This is a genomic window from Pseudomonas sp. JDS28PS106 (assembly GCF_036706555.1).
Classification (GTDB): Bacteria; Pseudomonadota; Gammaproteobacteria; order Pseudomonadales; family Pseudomonadaceae; genus Aquipseudomonas.
This window is the reverse complement of record NZ_JBAJGT010000001.1, coordinates 624,074-643,732: the sequence shown is the minus strand read 5'-3', so window position 1 is coordinate 643,732 and position 19,659 is coordinate 624,074. Positions and strand designations below refer to the sequence as shown.

The 19,659-nt window shown below is 65.6% G+C and carries 6 protein-coding genes; 5 read left to right on the top strand and 1 reads right to left on the bottom strand.

The genetic code is table 11. The annotated features are described in order from the left end of the window. Positions 1-10 precede the first annotated feature (10 nt). Both TRP66_RS02695 and TRP66_RS02690 read left to right on the top strand, forming a co-directional pair. Positions 11-6,487, top strand: coding sequence for an amino acid adenylation domain-containing protein (locus TRP66_RS02695; RefSeq protein ID WP_333399772.1), 6,477 nt, complete (start codon positions 11-13; stop codon positions 6,485-6,487). A gap of 1 nt (position 6,488) precedes the next feature. Next, entirely contained in the window at positions 6,489-15,164 is an 8,676-nt protein-coding gene (locus tag TRP66_RS02690) for an amino acid adenylation domain-containing protein (RefSeq protein WP_333399771.1), read from the top strand. 30 nt (positions 15,165-15,194) lie between these two features. On the opposite strand, the gene TRP66_RS02685 is transcribed toward TRP66_RS02690, so the two are convergent. Continuing rightward, positions 15,195-16,406 carry an MFS transporter gene (locus tag TRP66_RS02685; RefSeq protein ID WP_333399770.1) on the bottom strand — a complete coding sequence of 404 codons (1,212 nt, stop codon included), beginning with the start codon at positions 16,404-16,406 and terminating at the stop codon, positions 15,195-15,197. A 278-nt stretch (positions 16,407-16,684) separates the two neighbouring features. Here TRP66_RS02685 and TRP66_RS02680 point away from each other — a divergent pair, with 278 nt between their 5' ends. Genes TRP66_RS02680 through TRP66_RS02670 form a run of 3 tightly spaced genes read left to right on the top strand, consistent with a single transcriptional unit; the run spans position 16,685 to position 19,640 of the window. Beyond that, on the top strand, positions 16,685-17,416 hold the full coding sequence (locus TRP66_RS02680; protein ID WP_333399769.1) for a GntR family transcriptional regulator: 732 nt from the start codon (positions 16,685-16,687) through the stop codon (positions 17,414-17,416). 40 nt (positions 17,417-17,456) lie between these two features. Continuing rightward, positions 17,457-18,740, top strand: coding sequence for an MFS transporter (locus TRP66_RS02675; RefSeq protein WP_333399768.1), 1,284 nt, complete (start codon positions 17,457-17,459; stop codon positions 18,738-18,740). A gap of 54 nt (positions 18,741-18,794) precedes the next feature. After that, positions 18,795-19,640 carry an amidohydrolase family protein gene (locus TRP66_RS02670; protein ID WP_333399767.1) on the top strand — a complete coding sequence of 282 codons (846 nt, stop codon included), beginning with the start codon at positions 18,795-18,797 and terminating at the stop codon, positions 19,638-19,640. The last annotated feature ends 19 nt before the right edge of the window (positions 19,641-19,659 follow it).

Genomic DNA, 19,659 nt, shown 5'->3' with positions numbered 1-19,659 from the left:
AGAGACCCCCGTGCAACAGTTGCTTGACTCCGTAAAATCGCTGTCGGCCCGTGAACGCAAGGCGCTGGCAGTTTTGCTCAAGCGTCAGGGGGTGAATCTTTACGGTGTCACGCCGATGTTGCCCAGGGAGCCGCAGGAGGCTGCGGTACTCTCGTTCGCGCAACAGCGTCAGTGGATTCTCTGGCAGCTCGAACCGCACAGCGCCGCGTACAACATTCCGCTGGCGCTGCGCCTGCGGGGCGAACTGAATGTTGAGGCGCTGCGCCTGAGCTTCCAGACGCTGATCGCGCGCCACGAAAGCCTGCGCACGACCTTCCGCCAGGACGGCGAGCAAGCCTTGCAAGTCGTCCACCCGGCAGGGGAATTTCGTCTCGACGTGGAACGGCCAGCCGCGGCAACGCCGGTTCAGGCGCTGATCGACCGTGAGGCAAGCCAGCCATTCGATCTGGAGCAGGGGCCGCTGTTGCGGGTCCGGCTGCTTGAAACCGCGCCGGACGAGCATGTATTGCTGCTCACCCAGCACCACATCCTGTCCGATGGCTGGTCGATGCCGGTCATGATCGACGAGTTGCTGCAAGGCTATGAAGCCGCGAGTCAGGGCCGGCCGATCGAGCGGGCGCCGCTGCCGGTCCAGTACGCCGACTATGCGATCTGGCAACGCAACTGGCTGGAAATGGGCGAGCAGGCCCGTCAGCTTGAATACTGGACCGACCGGCTCGGCGGCGAACAGCCGGTGCTGGAACTGCCCACCGACCGGCCACGTTCACCGGTGGCCGACCATCACGGCGCGCGGGTGACCATGCAGCTCGATGGCGAGTCGCTGGCGCAGCTCAAGAGTCTGGCAAGGGAGCAGGGCGTGACCCTGTTCATGCTGTTGCTGGCCTCGTGGCAAATCCTCTTGCATCGCTACAGCGCCCAGGACGATATCCGGGTCGGCGTCCCGGTCGCCAACCGCAACCGTCCGGAAACCGAAGGGCTGATCGGCTTCTTCGTCAATACCCAGGTGCTCGACGCGCAATTCGATGACCAACTGACCGTGGCTGCATTGCTGCAACAGGTCAGGCAGACCGCGGTACAGGCGCAAGCGCATCAAGACCTGCCGTTCGAGCAGCTGGTCGAAGCGTTGCACGTGCAGCGCGATTCGAGCCGCAATCCGCTGTTCCAGGCGGCCTACAACCATCAGGCGCAGAGTCTTGCCGAAGTCCGGCACATACCGGGGCTGCGCCTGGAGCATCTGCATCCGGACAAGCACACCGCGCAGTTCGACCTGACCCTCGATACCTGCGAGCGGGCCGATGGTCTGGACGCCTCGTTGATCTACGCCACGTCCTTGTTCAACGCAGAAACCGTCGAACGCATGGGGCGTCACTGGCGCAACCTGCTGCGAGCCATGTGCGGCGATGCCCGACAGCGCATCGCCGAACTGGCGATGGTGGGCGACGAAGAGCGGCAGCGCACGCTGCGCGACTGGAACCCGCACGTTCGCAAGTTTCCCAGCCGGCACTGCGCCCACCAGCTTATCGAAGCCCAGGCCGCCCGGCGTCCCGAGGCCATTGCCCTGCGCTTCGAGGGCGAGTCCCTGAGCTACGGCGAACTCAACCTGCGCGCCAACCGGCTCGCCCATCGGCTGCGCGAGCAGGGCGTCGGGCCGGAGGTGCGGGTCGGGCTGGCGGTGCAGCGCGGCTTCGAGATGATCGTCGGCCTGCTGGCGATCCTCAAGGCCGGCGGCGCCTACGTGCCGCTCGATCCCGAATCCCCGGCCGAGCGGCTGGCGTATCTGCTGGACGACAGCGGCATCGCCTTGCTGCTGACCCAGCCGGCGCTGGTGGAGCGCCTGCCGCTGTCTGAATCACTACCGGTGCTGATGCTCGACGCCGACCTCAGCGGTTACAGCGAAGCCGATCCACTCAGTTTCAGTACGCCGGCGCAGCTGGCCTACGTCATCTACACCTCTGGCTCCACCGGCCGGCCCAAGGGCACTTTGCTCACTCATCACAACCTGATGCGCCTGTTCGCCGCGACCGAGGACTGGTTCGGCTTTGGCGAGCAGGACGTCTGGACCCTGTTCCATTCCTATGCCTTCGATTTCTCGGTGTGGGAGATCTTCGGCGCGCTCCTGCATGGCGGGCGACTGGTGATCGTGCCGCGGGAGGTCAGCCGCTCGCCGGATGACTTCCACCAGTTGCTGGTCGACGAACAGGTCACGGTGCTCAACCAGACGCCGTCGGCCTTCCGCCAGCTGATTCCGGTGGCCTGCGCGTCGCCCGCCGAACTGGCGCTGCGCCGCGTGGTATTTGGCGGCGAAGCGCTGGACGTGCCGGGCCTGCGGCCCTGGTTCGAGCGCTTCGGCGACCAGACGCCGCAACTGGTCAACATGTACGGCATCACCGAAACCACGGTGCATGTCAGCTACCGGCCGATTACCCTGGCCGATACCTTCGATAGCGACAGCCCCATCGGAGTGGCGATTCCGGACCTGTCCTGGTACGTGCTGGACGCCGACTTCAACCCGGTGGCCCAGGGTTGCAGCGGCGAGCTGCACATTGGCCACGCGGGACTCGCGCGGGGTTATCACAACCGTGCGGCACTGACCGCCGAGCGCTTCGTGCCCGACCCGTTTGGCGACGGCGGTCGCCTATACCGCACCGGAGACCTGGCGCGCTGGCGCGAAGGCCTGATCGACTACGCCGGCCGCATCGACCACCAAGTCAAGATCCGCGGCTTTCGCATCGAGCTGGGCGAAATCGAAGCCCGCCTCAAGACCCATCCCCAAGTGCAGGACGCCGTAGTCCTCGCCCGGGACAACCAACTGATCGCGTACACAGTCCGTAGGAGCGGCTTCAGCCGCGAAGGATCGATGCCGACCGCCGAGGCAGAGCTGCGCACCGCTCTCCGCGACCACCTCAAATCCACCCTGCCGGACTACATGGTCCCGGCCCACCTGATCCTGCTCGACAGCTTCCCGCTGACCGGCAACGGCAAACTGGACCGCAAGGCCTTGCCGGCACCCGACGCCAGCCAGCTGCAGGCTGCGTTCGTAGCGCCCGAAACCCCGCTGCAACAGGAACTGGCGGCGATCTGGGCAGAAGTGCTGAAAGTCGAACAGGTCGGGCTCCACGACAACTTCTTCGAGCTGGGCGGCCACTCGCTGCTGGCCACCCAGGTGATTTCCAGGATTCGTCAGCATCTGAATGTGGCGCTCAACCTGCGCAATCTGTTCGAAGCTCGCGATCTGGCTGCATTCGCCGCCATGGCCGGGCAGACCGCGCCGGAGCCGACCGGGACGCCAGCGCTGGTCCGCGCCGATCGCGAGCAGCCGCTAGGCTTGTCCTATGCCCAGCAGCGCCAGTGGTTTCTCTGGCAACTGGAGCCTGAGAGCAGTGCCTGGAACATGCCGGCTGCCTTGCGCCTGACCGGCGGCCTGGCGATCGAGGCGCTGGAGCAGAGCTTGACGGCGCTGATCGCCCGTCACGAAACTTTGCGCACCACCTTCCGCCAGCAAGGGGAGCAGGCGGTGCAGATCATTCATCCGCCTCGGCCGTTCGTGCTGGCCGTGGAGTCGCTGCCGGTCGGTGAATCCCTGGAATCGGTCATCGAGCGGGAAATCCGCCGCGCCTTCGATCTGGAGCGGGGGCCGCTGTTGCGGGTGAAGCTGATTCACCTGGGTGTCGACGAACATGTGCTGATCCTGACTCAACACCATATCGTTTCCGACGGCTGGTCGATGCCGATCATGGTCGAGGAACTGGTGCGCCTGTATCAGGGCTTCAGTCAGGGCCACGAGAGCGAGCTTGCCGAACTGCCAATCCAGTACGCCGATTACGCGCTCTGGCAGCGGACCTGGATGGCCGCCGGCGAGCAGGCCCGGCAGCTCGACTACTGGAAGCGCCAGCTGGGGGACGAGCAACCGGTGCTCGAATTGCCGACCGATCGCCCGCGCCTCGCCGTGCAGAGTCATGCGGGCGCGCGCTTGCCGGTCGAGCTGGACGAAGCGCTGGTCGCCGGGCTCCGGCAGGTAGCCCGTCAACAGGGCGTGACGCTGTTCATGCTGTTGCTGGCTTCGTTCCAGAGCCTGCTGCACCGGCATTCGGGGCAGAGCGACATCCGCGTCGGCGTGCCCATCGCCAACCGGACCCGCGCCGAGACCGAGCGGCTGATCGGCTTTTTCGTCAACACTCAGGTGCTGCGCGCCGAATTCGATCTGCACACCACCTTCGGCGAGCTTCTGGATCAGGTCCGCAACGCGGCGCTTGGGGCCCAGGCGCATCAGGAGCTACCGTTCGAACAATTGGTCGAAGCGCTCCAGCCGCAACGCAGCCTGAGTCACAGCCCGCTGTTCCAGGTCATGTTCAACCACCAGATCCAGGCCTCGGCCGAGATTCGCGAAGTGGGCGGGCTCAAGGTCGAGCCGCTGGAGCCGGACAGCCACGCGGCGCAGTTCGACCTGACGCTCAACACCACCGAGTACGAAGGCGGCCTGAGCGCAGCCTTCACCTATGCCACCGCGCTGTTTGATGCCACGACCGTCGAGCGGCTGGCCGAGCACTGGAAAGCCTTGCTGCGCGGCATCTGCGCCGACGTTCGCCAGCGCGTCGCCGGTCTGCCGCTGCACAGCGACGCCGAACGCACCCGGTTGCTGGAAGACTGGAACGCCAGCGCCATGCCGCTGCCGACGCCGGCCTGCCTGACAGCGCTGATCGAAGCGCAGGTCCAGGTCGCACCGCAGGCTATCGCATTGAGGTTCGGTGATCGGCAGCTCACTTATCAGGCGCTCAATGCCCAGGCTAACCGGCTGGCGCACCGACTGCGCGAATGCGGGGTCGGCCCGGACGTGCTGGTCGGCGTGGCCGTTGCGCGCGGTATCGACATGGTCGTCGGCCTGCTGGCAATCCTCAAGGCCGGTGGCGCCTATGTGCCGCTGGACCCCGATTTCCCGCCGGAACGGCTGGCCTACATGATGCAGAACAGCGGCCTGCGCCTGTTGCTCACCCACTCCGCAGTGCTTGCAAAACTCTCGGTTCCCGACCAGGTACAGAGTATGTGCCTCGACCGCGCGCAGGACGCGCTGGCGCAGTACAGCGCCGATAACCTGCCGGGGCAGGCGATGGCGCGGCATCTGGCCTACGTAATCTACACGTCAGGCTCCACCGGGCAGCCCAAGGGGGTCGGGGTGCCACGGCATGCGCTGGTCAACTTCCTGGGCAGCATGGCCGCGGAACCGGGGCTACAGGCGTCGGATCGGGTGCTGTCGCTCACGTCATTGTCGTTCGATATCGCCGGGCTGGAACTCTGGCTGCCGCTGATGCGCGGCGCTTCGATCGTGCTGCTGGAGCCGGAGGCCAACAAGGATCCACGTGCGCTGCTGGAGGTGATCGAGCGTCAGGCGGTGAGTCTGATCCAGGCGACGCCTTCCACCTGGCGCATGCTGCTGGACGTGGCGCCCGAGGGCGCGCTGCGCGGCAAGACCCTGTTGTGCGGCGGCGAAGCCTTGAGCGTCGAGTTGGCCCAGCGGCTGATCGAGCAGGCCGGGCACGTCTGGAACCTCTATGGCCCGACCGAAACCACCATCTGGTCCGCCCGTCATCGCCTTGGCGACAGCGACGACGTGCGCCTCGGTCGCCCGTTGGGCAACACCCGGCTGCACGTACTGGGTGCCGATCTTGAGCTGGCGCCGATCGGTGCGCCGGGCGAGCTGCTGATCGGTGGCGACGGCCTGGCCCGTGGTTACCACAACCGGGCCGCGCTCACCGCCGAGCGGTTCGTTCCCGATCCCTTCGCCGCGGATGGCAGCCGCCTGTACCGCACCGGTGACCTGACCCGCTATCGCCCGGACGGCGTGCTGGACTATCTCGGCCGGCTGGACCATCAGGTGAAAATTCGCGGTTTCCGTATCGAGCTGGGCGAAATCCAGGCGGTGCTGCTGGAAAGCCCCGAGGTTCGGGACGCCGCGGTCATCGACGTCGACGGCCCGTTGGGCAAGCAGCTGGTAGCGTATCTGGTGGCCGCGGAAGGCGTTCAGGTTGCCGATGAGTTGCGCGGCAGGCTCAGAGCGCAGCTCAAGGCAGCGCTGCCGGAGTACATGGTGCCGCAGCACTTCGTCTGGCTCAGTGCCATGCCGCTCACGCCCAACGGCAAGCTGGACCGCAAGGCGTTGCCCGCGCCCGACGCGAGCGAACTGCAACGCCGCCATGTCGCGCCGGTCACCGAACAGGAACGGCAATTGGCCGCGCTCTGGGCGCAGGTGCTGCATGTCGAGCGGGTCGGTCTGAACGACGACTTCTTCGAGCTGGGCGGCCATTCGCTGCTCGCCGCGCAATTGGTTTCGCGTATCCAGGCAAGCCTGGGCCTGGATGTGCCGCTGCGTCTGGTCTTCGAAAAGCCGCAACTGGGCGAGTTCATCCAGGCGCTGGCGGGTGCAAGCCTGTCGCTGACCGAGGACGGCCTGTCCGATATCGAAAAAATGATGAATGAAATGGCGGGGATCTGACATGGACAAGTCTGCAGCTGAACGTATCGCCCAACGCTTCATCGGCCTGCCGGTGGAGCAGCGTCGGCAGATCCTCGACAAGATGCGCGAAACCGGCCAGAGCTTTCGCTTGTTGCCCATCGCCCGCACCGCGCCTGAGCAGACGCGCATTCCGCTGTCGTATGCCCAGCAGCGCATGCTGTTCCTCTGGCAACTGGAGCCGGGCAATGTCGCCTACAACGTGCCGCTGGCGGTGCGGCTGCAGGGCACGGTGGATCAGGACGCGCTGGCCCGCGCGCTGCAAGCGCTGATCCAGCGTCACGAAACCCTGCGCACCCGGTTCGTGTCGGTGGACGGCGAGTTTCATCAGGAGATCCTGGCCGACGCCGGGGTGACCCTGAACGTCTGCGCGGTCGAACCGGCGCAGCTAGAAGCGCGGGTGCGCGACGAGCTGCAGACGCCGTTCGACCTGCTCAGCGGCGAGCTGCTGCGGGTCTGCCTGTTCAGGCTGTCGGACACCGAGCATGTGCTGACCCTGTGCCTGCATCACATCGTGTCGGACGGTTGGTCCGGCGAGTTGCTGATCCGTGAATTCGTTCAGCTTTATCAGGCCGAGGTCAAAGGCATCGACCCGCAACTGCCGCGCCTGCCAGTGCAGTACGCCGATTACGCGATCTGGCAACGGGCCTGGCTGGAGGCCGGGGAGGGCGAGCGTCAACTGGAATACTGGCAGCGCCAGCTGGGCGACGAACACCCGGTGCTGGCGTTGCCGCTGGACCATGAGCGTCCGTTGCACCCTAGCCAGCGCGGCGCCAGGGTAAATCTGGATGTTCCGGAAATGCTCAGCGCCCGGTTGAAGACCCTGGCGCGCAACAACGGCCAGACCCTGTTTATGCTGACCGTCGCCGCGCTGGCGCTGGTGCTGTCGCGTTTCAGCGGGCAGAGCGAGATCCGCATCGGCGCGCCGAATGCCGGGCGCACCCGCTCCGAGCTGGAAGGATTGATCGGCTTTTTCGTCAACACCCAGGTGCTGCGGGTGCAGGTGGACGAGCGCCAGACCTTTGCCGAGCTGCTGGATCAGGTCAAGGAAGTGGTGACTGGTGCCCAGTCTCACCAGGAGCTGCCGTTCGAGCATCTGGTGGATGCCCTGCTGCCGGAGCGCAGTTCCAGCCATAACCCGCTGTTCCAGTTCAAGATCAATCAGCACGTCTACTCGGCGCGGCAGACCGCCGATGCCCGACAGGGACTCGCCGGCCTGAGCGTCGCGGAGTTCGCCACCGATGCCCAGGATGCGCGCTTCGATCTGGCCTTTGACTTCACCGATACCCCGGATGGGCTGCGCGGTTATTTCACCTATGCCACCGATCTTTTCGAGCGGGCGACCATCGAGCGCATCGCCGATGCCCTGCACCAGACATTGCAGGCACTGGCCGCCCACGGCGCTGAACGGCTGGCGGATCATCCGTCGAGCTTTGCGCCCGTGCCGGCCGGGCCTTGCGAGCGCTTCGCCTGCGACACCTTCCTTGACCTGTGGCAGCGAAGGCCGCGTGCCGGAAACGACAAGATCGCCGTGCGTGCCGGCGAGCAGGCGCTCAGCTTCGACGAGCTTGAGCGTCGCTCCAACCGGCTTGCACGCTATCTGCGCAACGAGGGCGTGAAGCCGGGCGCAACCGTGGCCCTGGGCTACGACCGTTCGGTCGAATGGGTGGTGAGCCTGCTGGCCGTGCTGAAAGCGGGCGCGGTGTATCTGCCGCTGGATATCCGCCAGCCGGCCGAGCGCCTGCAACAACTGCTCAAGGACAGCCAGGCGTCCCTGCTGATTCATGAGCGCGGGGATGCTCAGGCCGCAAGCCTCGGCGTCTGCGCGGCGCTGGCCTGGGAGGATGCGCTCGGTGCCGGGCTCGATGACGCTGCGCTGGAGGTTCGCGTGTCGGCGCAGCACCCGGCGTACATCATTTACACCTCCGGTTCCACCGGGCACCCCAAGGGCGTGGTGATCAGTCACGGCGCTCTCGCCAACTATCTGCAAGCGGTGCTCGACCGGCTGGCGCTGGACGGCGACGCCAGCATGGCGATGGTCTCCACCGTCGCCGCCGATCTGGGCCACACCCTGCTGTTCGGCGCCCTGGCTTCGGGCCGCACCTTGCATTTGCTCAACCATGCACAGGCTTTCGATCCGGACGCGTTCGCCGGGTATATGGCCGCGCATCGTGTCGATGTGCTGAAGATCGTTCCCAGCCATTTGCAAGGGCTGTTGCAGGCCGCCCGTCCGGCGGATGTCCTGCCCGAGGGTTTGCTGATCCTTGGCGGCGAAGCCAGCTCCTGGGCGCTGGTTGAGCAGGTCAGGGCGCTGAAGCCCGGTTGCCGGGTCCTCAACCATTACGGCCCGACGGAGACCACGGTCGGGATACTGACCCACGACGTCGGCGAAAGCCGTGAAGATGGGCGCGGCGTGCCGGTCGGCCTGCCGCTGGCCAATGGCAAGGCCAGCGTTCTGGATGGCTGGCTGAACCCGGTCGCGCAGGGCGTGGCAGGCGAGTTGTACCTGGGCGGCCAGGGCCTGGCGCAGGGTTATCTTCAGCGCCCGGCGCTGACCGCCGAACGTTTCGTGCCCGACCCGCAGGGGCGTGGCGAGCGCCTGTATCGCGCTGGCGACCGGGCCCGGCTGGTAGGTGGGGTACTGGAATACCTGGGGCGGGCCGACGATCAGGTCAAGATCAGGGGCTATCGGGTGGAGCCCGGAGAGATCGGGCAATTGCTCAAGACGCTGGAGGGCGTGGCGGATGCGGTCGTGCTCGCCCAGCCGCTGGACAGCGACGACAGCCGTCTGCAACTGGTGGCCTGGTGCGTGGCCGCGCCCGGCGTGACCCTGAGCGCGGACAGCCTGCGCGAATGTCTGGCGGCGCGCCTGCCGGATTATCTGGTGCCGGCGCAGATCCTGCTGCTCGACCGTCTGCCGCTGACCGCCAACGGCAAACTGGACAAGCGCGCCTTGCCCAAGCCCGGCGCGGTGGTGCAGCGCTATACGGCGCCGGCCAACGAGGTGGAAGAAATCCTGGCCCGGGTCTGGGCCGACGTGCTCAAGCTGGAACGGGTCGGCACCACCGACAACTTCTTCGAGCTGGGCGGCGATTCGATCCTCAGTTTGCAGATCATTGCCCGCGCCAAGCGCCAGGGCTTGAAACTGAGCCCCAAGCAGCTGTTCGAAAAGCAGACCATCGCCCAGCTGGCACCAGTCGCCAAAGTCATCCAGAGCAAAGCGGCGGCACCTGTGGAGCAAGTCAGCGGTTGCCTGCCGCTGTTGCCGGTCATGGCGCGCTTCTTCGAGCTGGACATCCCCCAGCGTCAGCACTGGAACCAGTCGGTGCTGCTCAAGCCGGCAACGGCGTTGCAAACCGCGCCGCTCAATGCGGCGCTCAACGCGTTGATCGAGCAGCATGATGCACTGCGCCTGACCTTCAGCCAGCTGGACGGCCAGTGGCAGGCCAGCTTCGGCCCGCTCAAGTCTCAAGACGTGTTGTGGACCCATGATCTGGAAGACGCCGCCCGCCTGAACGAGCTGGCGGACGAAGCCCAGCGCAGTCTGGATCTGTCCAACGGGCCGCCGCTGCGCGCCGTGTTGATCAATCTTCCTCAGGGCGAGCAGCGCCTGCTGCTGGTCATCCACCACTTGGCGGTGGACGGCGTGTCCTGGCGGGTGCTGCTGGAAGATCTGCAACAGGCGTATCAGGCGGCAGTGTCGGGCCGTGCCTTGACGCTGCCGGCCAGGACCGCCTCCCTCAAGACCTGGGCCGAGCGCCTGCATGCCTACGCCCAAACCCCTGCGTTGCAAGCCGAACTCGGCTGGTGGGAAGCGCAGCTGCGGGATGCCAGCGACACCCTGCCGCTGGATCATCCCGAAGGCGCGCAACGGATGAAAGAGGCGCTGACCGTTTCTACCCGGCTGGACCCCGAGCTGACTCGACAGCTGCTGCAACAGGCGCCGGCCGCCTACCGCACCCAGATCAACGATCTGTTGCTCACGGCGCTGGCGCGGGTGCTGTGCCGCTGGACGGGGCAGTCCGACGCGCTGGTGCGTCTGGAAGGCCACGGCCGTGAAGATTTGTTCGATGATCTGGACATCAGCCGCACGGTGGGCTGGTTCAGCAATCTGTATCCGGTGCGCCTGATGCCCCAGCCCGCGCTGGCCGAGTCGATCATGGCGATCAAGGAACAACTGCGCGCAGTGCCGGAAAAAGGTCTGGGCTATGGCCTGCTGCGCTATCTGGGCAGTCCGACCGCCCGCGCGACCTTGCAGCGTCTGGCGCAAGGCAGCGTGGTGTTCAACTATCTGGGGCAGTTCGACGCCAGCTTCAGTGACAGCGATGCCTTGTTCGCACCGTCCGGTGAGAGCAGCGGATCGGCGCAGAGCGACGAAGCCCCGCTGGCGGCACCGATCAGCATCAACGGTCAAGTGTTCGGCGGTGAGCTGAACCTGACCTGGACCTTCAGCGGCGCGGTGTTCGAGCGTGCGACCCTGCAACGCCTGGCGGACGACTATGCCCAGGAACTGCGCGGGCTGATCGCCCATTGCGTCCGGGAAGACGTCTGGGGCGTCACGCCATCGGACTTTCCGCTGGCACGCGTCACCCAGGTCCAGCTGGACCGCTTGCCGATTCCGGCTCAAGACATCGAGGATGTCTACCCGCTGTCGCCCATGCAGCAGGGCATGCTCTTCCATAGCCTCGCCAAGCAGGAGGCCGGGGATTACGTCAACCAGCTGCGCATTGACGTCAGCGGCCTGGATGTCGCCGGATTCCGCGCCGCCTGGCAGGCCACGCTGGACGCTCACCCGGTGCTGCGCAGCGTGTTCGTCAGCGACCTGCAACCGCCGCTGCAAGTGGTGTTGCGCCAGGTGGCGCTGCCGTTCGCGGAGCGGGATGCCCGTGGCCAGTCACGCCAGTGGCTGGATGACTCCGCACGGACCGAACGCGAGCGCGGCTTCGACCTGTCCAGCGCGCCTTTGCTGCGGCTGACCGTGTTGCGGACCGGGGAACAAACGCATCAAGTGATCTACACCAGTCATCACATCCTCATGGACGGCTGGAGCAGTTCGCGCCTGTTGGGCGAGGTACTGCAACGCTACAGCGGGGAGACGCCGGCGCAGCGCGGCGGCCGCTATCGCGACTACATCGAATGGCTGCAAGGCAGAGACGCAGGCGCCAGCGAAGCCTTATGGCGCGGGCAACTGGCCGCGCTCGATGCGCCGACCCGGCTGGCGCAGGCCTTCAGGAGCGTCGGCCAGCCGGGGCATGGCGAACACCTGCATACCCTCGACGCGACCCTGACCCGACAGCTTGGCGAGTTCGCCCGCGAACAGCGGGTAACCGTCAACACGCTGGTGCAGTCCGCCTGGCTGTTGCTGTTGCAACGTTGCACCGGTCAGGCCAGCGTGGCCTTCGGCGCCACGGTGGCGGGGCGGCCGGCGGATCTGCCGGGCATCGAGGAACAACTGGGGCTGTTCATTAACACCTTGCCGGTCATCGCCAGCCCGCGGGTCGAGCAGTCGGTGGCCGAGTGGGTACAACAGGTGCAGGCGCTCAACGTGGCCCTGCGCGAGCACGAACACACGCCCCTGTACGAGATTCAACGCTGGGCCGGCAGCGCGGGCGAAGCGCTGTTCGACAACATTCTGGTGTTCGAGAACTATCCGGTGTCCGACGCCTTGCGCCAGACGGCCCCGCAAGGTGTGGTGTTCGGCGCGTTGGAGAACCGGGAGCAGACTCACTATCCGCTGACCGTGGTGGTCAATCTGGGCGAGGCCCTGTCGCTGCGCTTGAGCTATGACCGCCAATGCTATGACCAGGACGTCATCGCCCGGCTGGCCGGGCACTTCCAGACGCTGTTGCACGCAATGGTCCAGGACTCCAATGCAGCCATCGGCGAGCTGGGGATGCTGGAACCGGCCCAGGAAAAGCGGCTGCTCGACGACTGGAACGACACCGAGGCCGCTTTCCCGGACGACCGGAGCATCCATAGCCTCATCGAGGATCAGGTGCGAGCGACGCCGGACGCGCCCGCCCTGGTGTTCGGCAATGCGTCGCTGAGTTACTGTCAGTTGAACGCCCGCGCCAACAGGCTTGCCCATGGGCTGCGTGCCGCCGGCGTCGGCCCGGACGCGCGAGTCGGCATCTGTGCCGAGCGCAGTCTGGAACTGGTAATCGGCCTGCTGGCGATCGTCAAGGCGGGCGGCGCTTACGTGCCGCTCGACCCCGACTATCCCGAAGACCGGCTGGCGTACATGATGCAGGACAGCGGCATCGACCTGCTGTTGACCCAGACCGCGTTGCTCCAGCGCCTGCCGCTGGCGGCCGGGATGCGCAGTCTGTGCCTGGACCAGCCGGACGACGGACTGGAAGACCACGGCGATGACAACCTGCCCGATCTCAGTCATCCGCTGGACCTGGCTTATCTGATCTACACCTCGGGTTCCACCGGCAAACCCAAGGGCGCGGGCAACAGCCATCGCGCGCTGGTCAATCGCCTGAACTGGATGCAGCGCGCGTACCGACTGGAGGCCGGCGACACGGTCTTGCAGAAGACGCCATTCAGCTTCGACGTGTCGGTCTGGGAGTTCTTCTGGCCGCTGATGACCGGAGCCCGGCTGGCGATTGCCTTGCCGGGGGATCATCGCGATCCGCAACGGCTGGTGGAAACCATCCATCAGCACCGGGTCACGACCCTGCATTTCGTGCCTTCGATGTTGCAGGCGTTCATGGGCAACCCGCAGGCGAACGGCTGCGCCAGCCTGCGCCGGGTCATCTGCAGCGGCGAAGCGCTGCCGACGGAACTGGCCGCGCAGGTCCTGGAGCGCCTGCCTTGTGTCAGGTTGTACAACCTCTATGGCCCGACCGAAGCAGCCATCGACGTCACGCACTGGACCTGCACGGCGCAGGACAGGATCAGCGTGCCCATCGGCCGGCCCATCGATAACCTCAAGACCCACATCCTCGACGCCGGCCTGCTGCCCGCGCCACCGGGCGTGGCGGCCGAGCTTTACCTGGGCGGCGTCGGCCTGGCACGTGGCTACCACAACCGCCCGGCGCTGACTGCCGAGCGCTTCGTGCCCGATCTGTTTTCGACCTGCGGCGGGCGCCTGTACCGTACCGGCGATCTGGCGCGCTATGCCGCCGACGGCGTGATCGAATACGCCGGCCGGATCGACCATCAGGTCAAGATTCGCGGCCTGCGCATCGAACTGGGTGAAATCGAGGCGCGGCTGCGCGAGTTGGCCGAGGTGCGCGAAGCCCACGTCATCGACGTCGACGGGCCGCTGGGCAAGCAATTAGTCGCCTATCTGGTGCCGATGCAGGCAGACAGCGACCCGGCCAGCCTGCGCAACGCGCTGAAACAGCACCTCGATGCCCAACTGCCGGACTACATGGTGCCCAGCCACTTCATGCTGCTGGACGCCATGCCCCTGAGCGCCAACGGCAAACTGGATCGTCGCGCGCTGCCCAGGCCCGACGTCAACCGCGCGGCGCAAGCGCATGTCGCCCCGCGTACCGATCTCGAACAGCGGCTGGCGGCTTTGTGGTCCGAGGTGTTGCAGGTGGAGCGGGTGGGCCTTGCCGACAATTTCTTCGCGCTGGGCGGGCATTCATTGCTGGCGGTGGCGCTGGCGGGCCGGATTCGCGACGAATTCGGCGTCTCGATCAAACTGCATGACTTTCTACTGATGCAGACCCTCGAAGAGCTGGCGGACTTTCTGCGCGCCGGGGAAGCGAAGGTCAAATCCGCGGTGATCCGCATGAATGACTGCGCGTCCGGCAAGGCGCCGCTGTTCTGTCTGCCGCCGGGCGGCGGCGGAACCTATTGCTATTACCCGCTGGCCGGCCGGCTCGCCGCCGAGCGGCCCGTGCTTGGGCTGGTCAACAAGGCCTACGTGGTGCCGGGCTGGTTCGATACCGACTGGCGGCAGATGATCGAGTATTACGTGGAGCAGATTCGCGGCGTCCAGCCCCACGGGCCGTACAGCCTGCTGGGGTGGTCGCTGGGTGGCGCGCTGGCCATCGAGGTTGCGCATTTGCTGGAGCAGGGCGGTGAAACGGTCGAATTCCTCGGGCTGGTGGACTCCATGCTGCCCGCGTCGGCCGGGGTCAAGTGGGTCGAGGAAGACCCGCAGGTCCGCGCCCGTCACCAGGAAGAGAACTTCCACCTCAGCCTGATCAAGAGCCTGCAGGCCTTTGTGCCCGGTTTACAGCAGGAGCGGGTACTGGCGCTGATCCAGGCGGCACGCGTGAGCGAGGCCGACCCGCAGCGGGTCGCCGATCGGGTGATCGAGCAGGTCGCGCAAGACGCGGGTATCAGTGCCGACGGGTTGCGCAGCGTCTATCAGGACATCGCCGTGCAGGACGAGATCGAAACCGGTTACAAGCTGCTGCATGCCAACGCGCGGCTCAGCCAGGCCTTTGCCCTGCATGCGCTGGAGGTGAAAGCCGATTGCTGGTGGGCGGGTGACAGCCGCGAGCCGGCGGAAATCGCCAGGGCTGAAGCCGTGCTGCGCGAACAATGTTCGGTGCGGGGCCTGGGTTGCTCGCTGACCTTGCCTGAGCGTCACGACAATATCGTGCTGACGCAGGCGTTTCTGGACAGCGTGCGACAGCGCCTCGGCGTGAGGGAGGCGGCGTCCGTGCCTGAATCGGACGCCGTGGCGTAACGGCTATCGCCGGTCACGCCTGATTCGAAGTCAGGCGTTGACACCGATCCGCCGTGTCGCCGCCGAATCCTTGAGGAAGGCCAGCAGCGCGATCAGGGGCAGGGCGGTGCCGGCGATCAGCACCCAGGTCCAGCCGCCATGGTCGAACAGCGGGCTGGCGATGGACGAACCAATGGCGCCGCCCACGAAGATGCTGGTCATGTACAGCGCATTCAGACGGCTACGGCTGGCGGCGTCCAGCGCATAGACCGTGCGCTGGCCGAGCACCATGTTCATCTGCACGCAGAAGTCCAGGACCACGCCGGTGACGGCCAGGCCGATCACGCCGAAGGCGGGGTGGATCAGCGCCGGCAGGAAACTCAAAGCGCCCAGCAGCAGCGCGCCCAGCGTCGCGATCCGGGTATGTCCGGCGTCCGCCAGCCGGCCGCTGATCGGCGCGGCGAAGGCGCCGATCGCACCCACCAGGGCGAACAGGGCGATCTGGCTCTGCGACAGGCTATGATTACGCGACAATTCCAGCGGCACCGCAGTCCAGAACAGGCTGAAGGTCGCGAACATGCAGGCCTGGTAGAAAGCCCGCTGGCGCAGGACCGGCTGGCGGCGCAGCAGTGTCCAGAGCGAGAACAGCAGTTGGCCGTAGGAAGCGCGATGGTCGGGGATGCGCTTGGGGATGGTGGTCGCCAGTACCAGGCTGATGCCAAGCATGACCACAGCGGCAGCGCCGAACACCGCACGCCAGCCGAAGTGGTCCGCAATCAGACTCGATAGTGGTCGCGCTAGCAGGATACCCAGCAACAGGCCGCCCATGATGCTGCCGACGACTCGGCCGCGGGTTTCTTCCGGCGCCAGGTGGGCGGCCAGGGGAATCAGCATCTGCACCGAGACCGAGCTGAAACCGACCAGCAACGAGACCACCAGAAACAGGTTGGGCTGCTGCGCGAAGGCCGCGCCCAGCAGGCTCAGTATCGCCAGCATCGTGGTCAGCAGCATCAGCCGGCGGTTCTCCAGCAGGTCTCCCAGCGGTACAAGAAAAAACAGGCCCAATGCATAGCCGATCTGGGTCAGCGACACGATCAGGCTGGCGGCGGTGCTGGACAGGCCAATGTCCGGCGCGATCATCTCGATAATCGGCTGGGCGTAATAAATGTTGGCGACAATCGCGCCGCAGCAGAACGCGAAGAGCAGCACCAGGCCCCGGGTCAGGGTATGGCTGCCGGGAGTGGCGACAGAGTGTTGGGTCATCGGGAGTCTCGCTCGTGCAAAGGGCCGGCCGATAGCTGCGCGGGCCGGGCGGATGAGGTGAGCAGAAGGCTAACGGTTTCGTCAGACTCGCAATAGGCGTGTCAGGATGATACAAGATATTTCCGAGATTGATGGCTAATGGCCCCGCAAGACGGTTGAAATAGAGCCCTTGAACGGTATTTGCCCTGGTTTGGTGCGTCCTGCGACCTCTTGACGCGGCATTTGTTACGAGACAATACTCCGCCCATATTCATATAGATGACTGGATAAATACAAAAATGAACAAGCTTTCCAGCGACGACAGATTGCCCCTTTATCAACGTTTGCGGGATCAGCTCGCCGAGCAGATCGCCAATAATCGCTGGCGTCCGGGCGAGGCGATTCCTACCGAAGCGGCGCTGTCCGCCGAGTACTGCCTGTCCACCGGCACGGTGCGCAAGGCCATCGATATGCTGGTCAACGACAACATCCTCGAACGCCAGCAGGGGCGCGGCACTTTCATCCGACGCCCGCAGTTCCAGTCATCTCTGTTTCGTTTCTTCCGTTTCCAGACCGCCGCCGGCGAGCGTCAGATGCCCGAGAGCCGGGTCTTGAGCATCGAGGCCGTGACCGCGCCCTCGGCTGTGAGCCAGGCCTTGGGCCTGGTCGCCGGCGCGCCGGTGATCCGCCTGGTTCGGCTGCGCCTGCTCGATGCCCAGCCTGTGCTGGCTGAAGAGATCTGGCTGCCGCGTATTCAGTTCCAGAGTCTGCTGGACATCGACATCAACGCGCGCGGCCCGCTGCTGTACCCCATTTACGAAGAACTTTGTGGTCAGGTCGTGGCGTATGCCCAGGAAAGCCTGACCGCCGAAGCCGTCAACGACGTTTACGGCCGTCTCCTGCAGGTGCCCGCCGGCAGCCCGGTGGTGGTGATCGAACGCCTGGCCCGCAACTACGCCGGCGAACCACTGGAATGGCGTCGTTCGCGTGGGCATGCCAGCCATTTCCGCTACAGCGTCGAGATTCGCTGATAGCGCCCCTCCAACGTTTCCCCTTACAAGGACAATAACCATGTTCAGTTGGTACCGCGAAATCACTTCCAAGGAGCGCAAGACGTTCTGGGCCTGCTTCGGCGGCTGGTCGCTCGATGCGCTCGAAGTGCAGATGTTCGGCCTGGCGATTCCGGCGCTGATCGCGGCGTTCGCCCTGACCAAGGGCGACGCGGGTCTGATCAGCGGCGTGACCCTGGTGACTTCGGCGCTGGGCGGCTGGCTGGGCGGCACCCTGTCGGACCGTTACGGCCGGGTGCGCACGCTACAGTGGATGATTCTGTGGTTCTCGTTCTTCACCTTCCTGTCGGCGTTCGTGACCGGCTTCAACCAGTTGCTGATCGTCAAGGCCCTGCAAGGCTTCGGCATCGGCGGCGAGTGGGCGGCCGGCGCGGTACTGATGGCCGAAACCATCCAGTCGAAATATCGCGGCAAGGTGATGGGCACGGTGCAGAGCGCCTGGGCCGTGGGCTGGGGCCTGGCGGTGGTGCTGTTCACCCTGATCTACTCGTTCCTGCCGCAGGACTATGCCTGGCGGGTGATGTTCTTCGTCGGTTTGCTGCCTGCGTTGATGATCATCTGGGTACGCCGTAACGTCGAAGAACCCGACAGCTTCCAGCGCATGCAGAAGCTCAACGGTCCCAAGGGCAATTTCTTCCAGTCCATGGCCGGTATCTTCCGTCCCGAGCTGCTGCGCGTGACCCTGCTGGGCGGTCTGCTGGGCCTGGGCGCTCACGGCGGTTACCACGCAGTGATGACCTGGCTGCCGACCTTTCTGAAAACCGAGCGCAATTTGTCGGTGCTCAGCTCCGGCGGCTACCTGGCGGTGATCATCTTCGCCTTCTGGTGCGGTTGCGTGACCAGCGGCATGCTCATCGACCGCATTGGTCGCCGCAAGAACATCATGCTGTTCGCGCTGTGCTGCGTGATCACGGTGAACTGCTACCTGATGCTGCCGCTGACCAATACCCAGATGCTGTTCCTGGGCTTCCCGCTCGGCTTTTTCGCTGCGGGTATTCCGGCAAGCCTGGGTTCGTTCTTCAACGAACTCTATCCGGCCGACGTGCGCGGGGCTGGGGTGGGCTTCTGCTACAACTTCGGCCGCGTGCTGTCGGCGCTGTTCCCGTTCCTGGTCGGTCACATGAGCGAATCCATGTCGCTGGGGTCGGCCATCGGTATTGACGCCGGTATTGCCTACGGCGTGGCCATGGTGGCGGCGTTCTGCCTGCCCGAAACCCGCGGCCGCAGCCTGCAGGCCGGCGTATCTCCCGAACCGACCGACAAGCCCGCTGCCCAGCAGGCCTGATCGCATTCTTCCTGCGCGACGCACCTGCGTCGCGCGCCTTCAAAGATGAGTTTCATGACCCACGTCCGCTCCACGCCCATCTCTGGCATTGATGCCCATGCTCATGTCTTCACCCGCAGCTTGAGTCTTGCGTCAGGACGACGCTACACCATCGATTACGACGCAATCTTGCCGGACTATCTCGCGCATCTGGATGCCAACGGACTGAGTCACGGCGTGCTCGTGCAACCCAGCTTCCTGGGCACCGACAACCAGTACCTGCTCGATGCACTGGCGCAAGCGCCGGATCGTCTGCGTGGGGTCGTGGTGGTCGAGCCGGGGATCGACGCCGAGGTTCTCCACGCCATGGCCGCGCAAGGCGTGGTAGGCATTCGCCTCAACCTGATGGGCAAGCCGTTGCCCGATTTCAGCGAGCCGCACTGGGCGCCGCTGTTGAAACAGGTCGCCGCGCTGGGCTGGCATGTCGAGCTGCATCGCCATGTGCAGGACCTGCCGGGCCTGATCCGGGGGCTGCTGCCGTTCGGGTGCAAGATCGTGGTCGATCATTTCGGGCGGCCGGACGCGGGTCTGGGAGTCGATGATCCGGCGTTTCAGGCATTGCTTGAATTGGGATTGACCGGTCAGGTTTGGGTCAAGGTGTCGGCGATCTATCGTCTGGGCGCAAGCGTAGAACTCAACACGGCGTTCGCCAATGCAGCGCTGCCGTTGCTGGTGCGCACCTTCGGCGCGGGACGGCTGGTCTGGGGCAGCGACTGGCCGCATACCCAGCATGAAGAGCAGGTCAGTTACGCCTCGGTGGTCGAGCAATTCCGGCAGCTGGACTGCCCGGACCCGGTCAAGCGCAGTCTGCTGATCGACGCGCCCCGCGAACTGTTCGATTTCTCCGGGGCTTCGGCCTGACTCCCACGGGCCCCGGCAG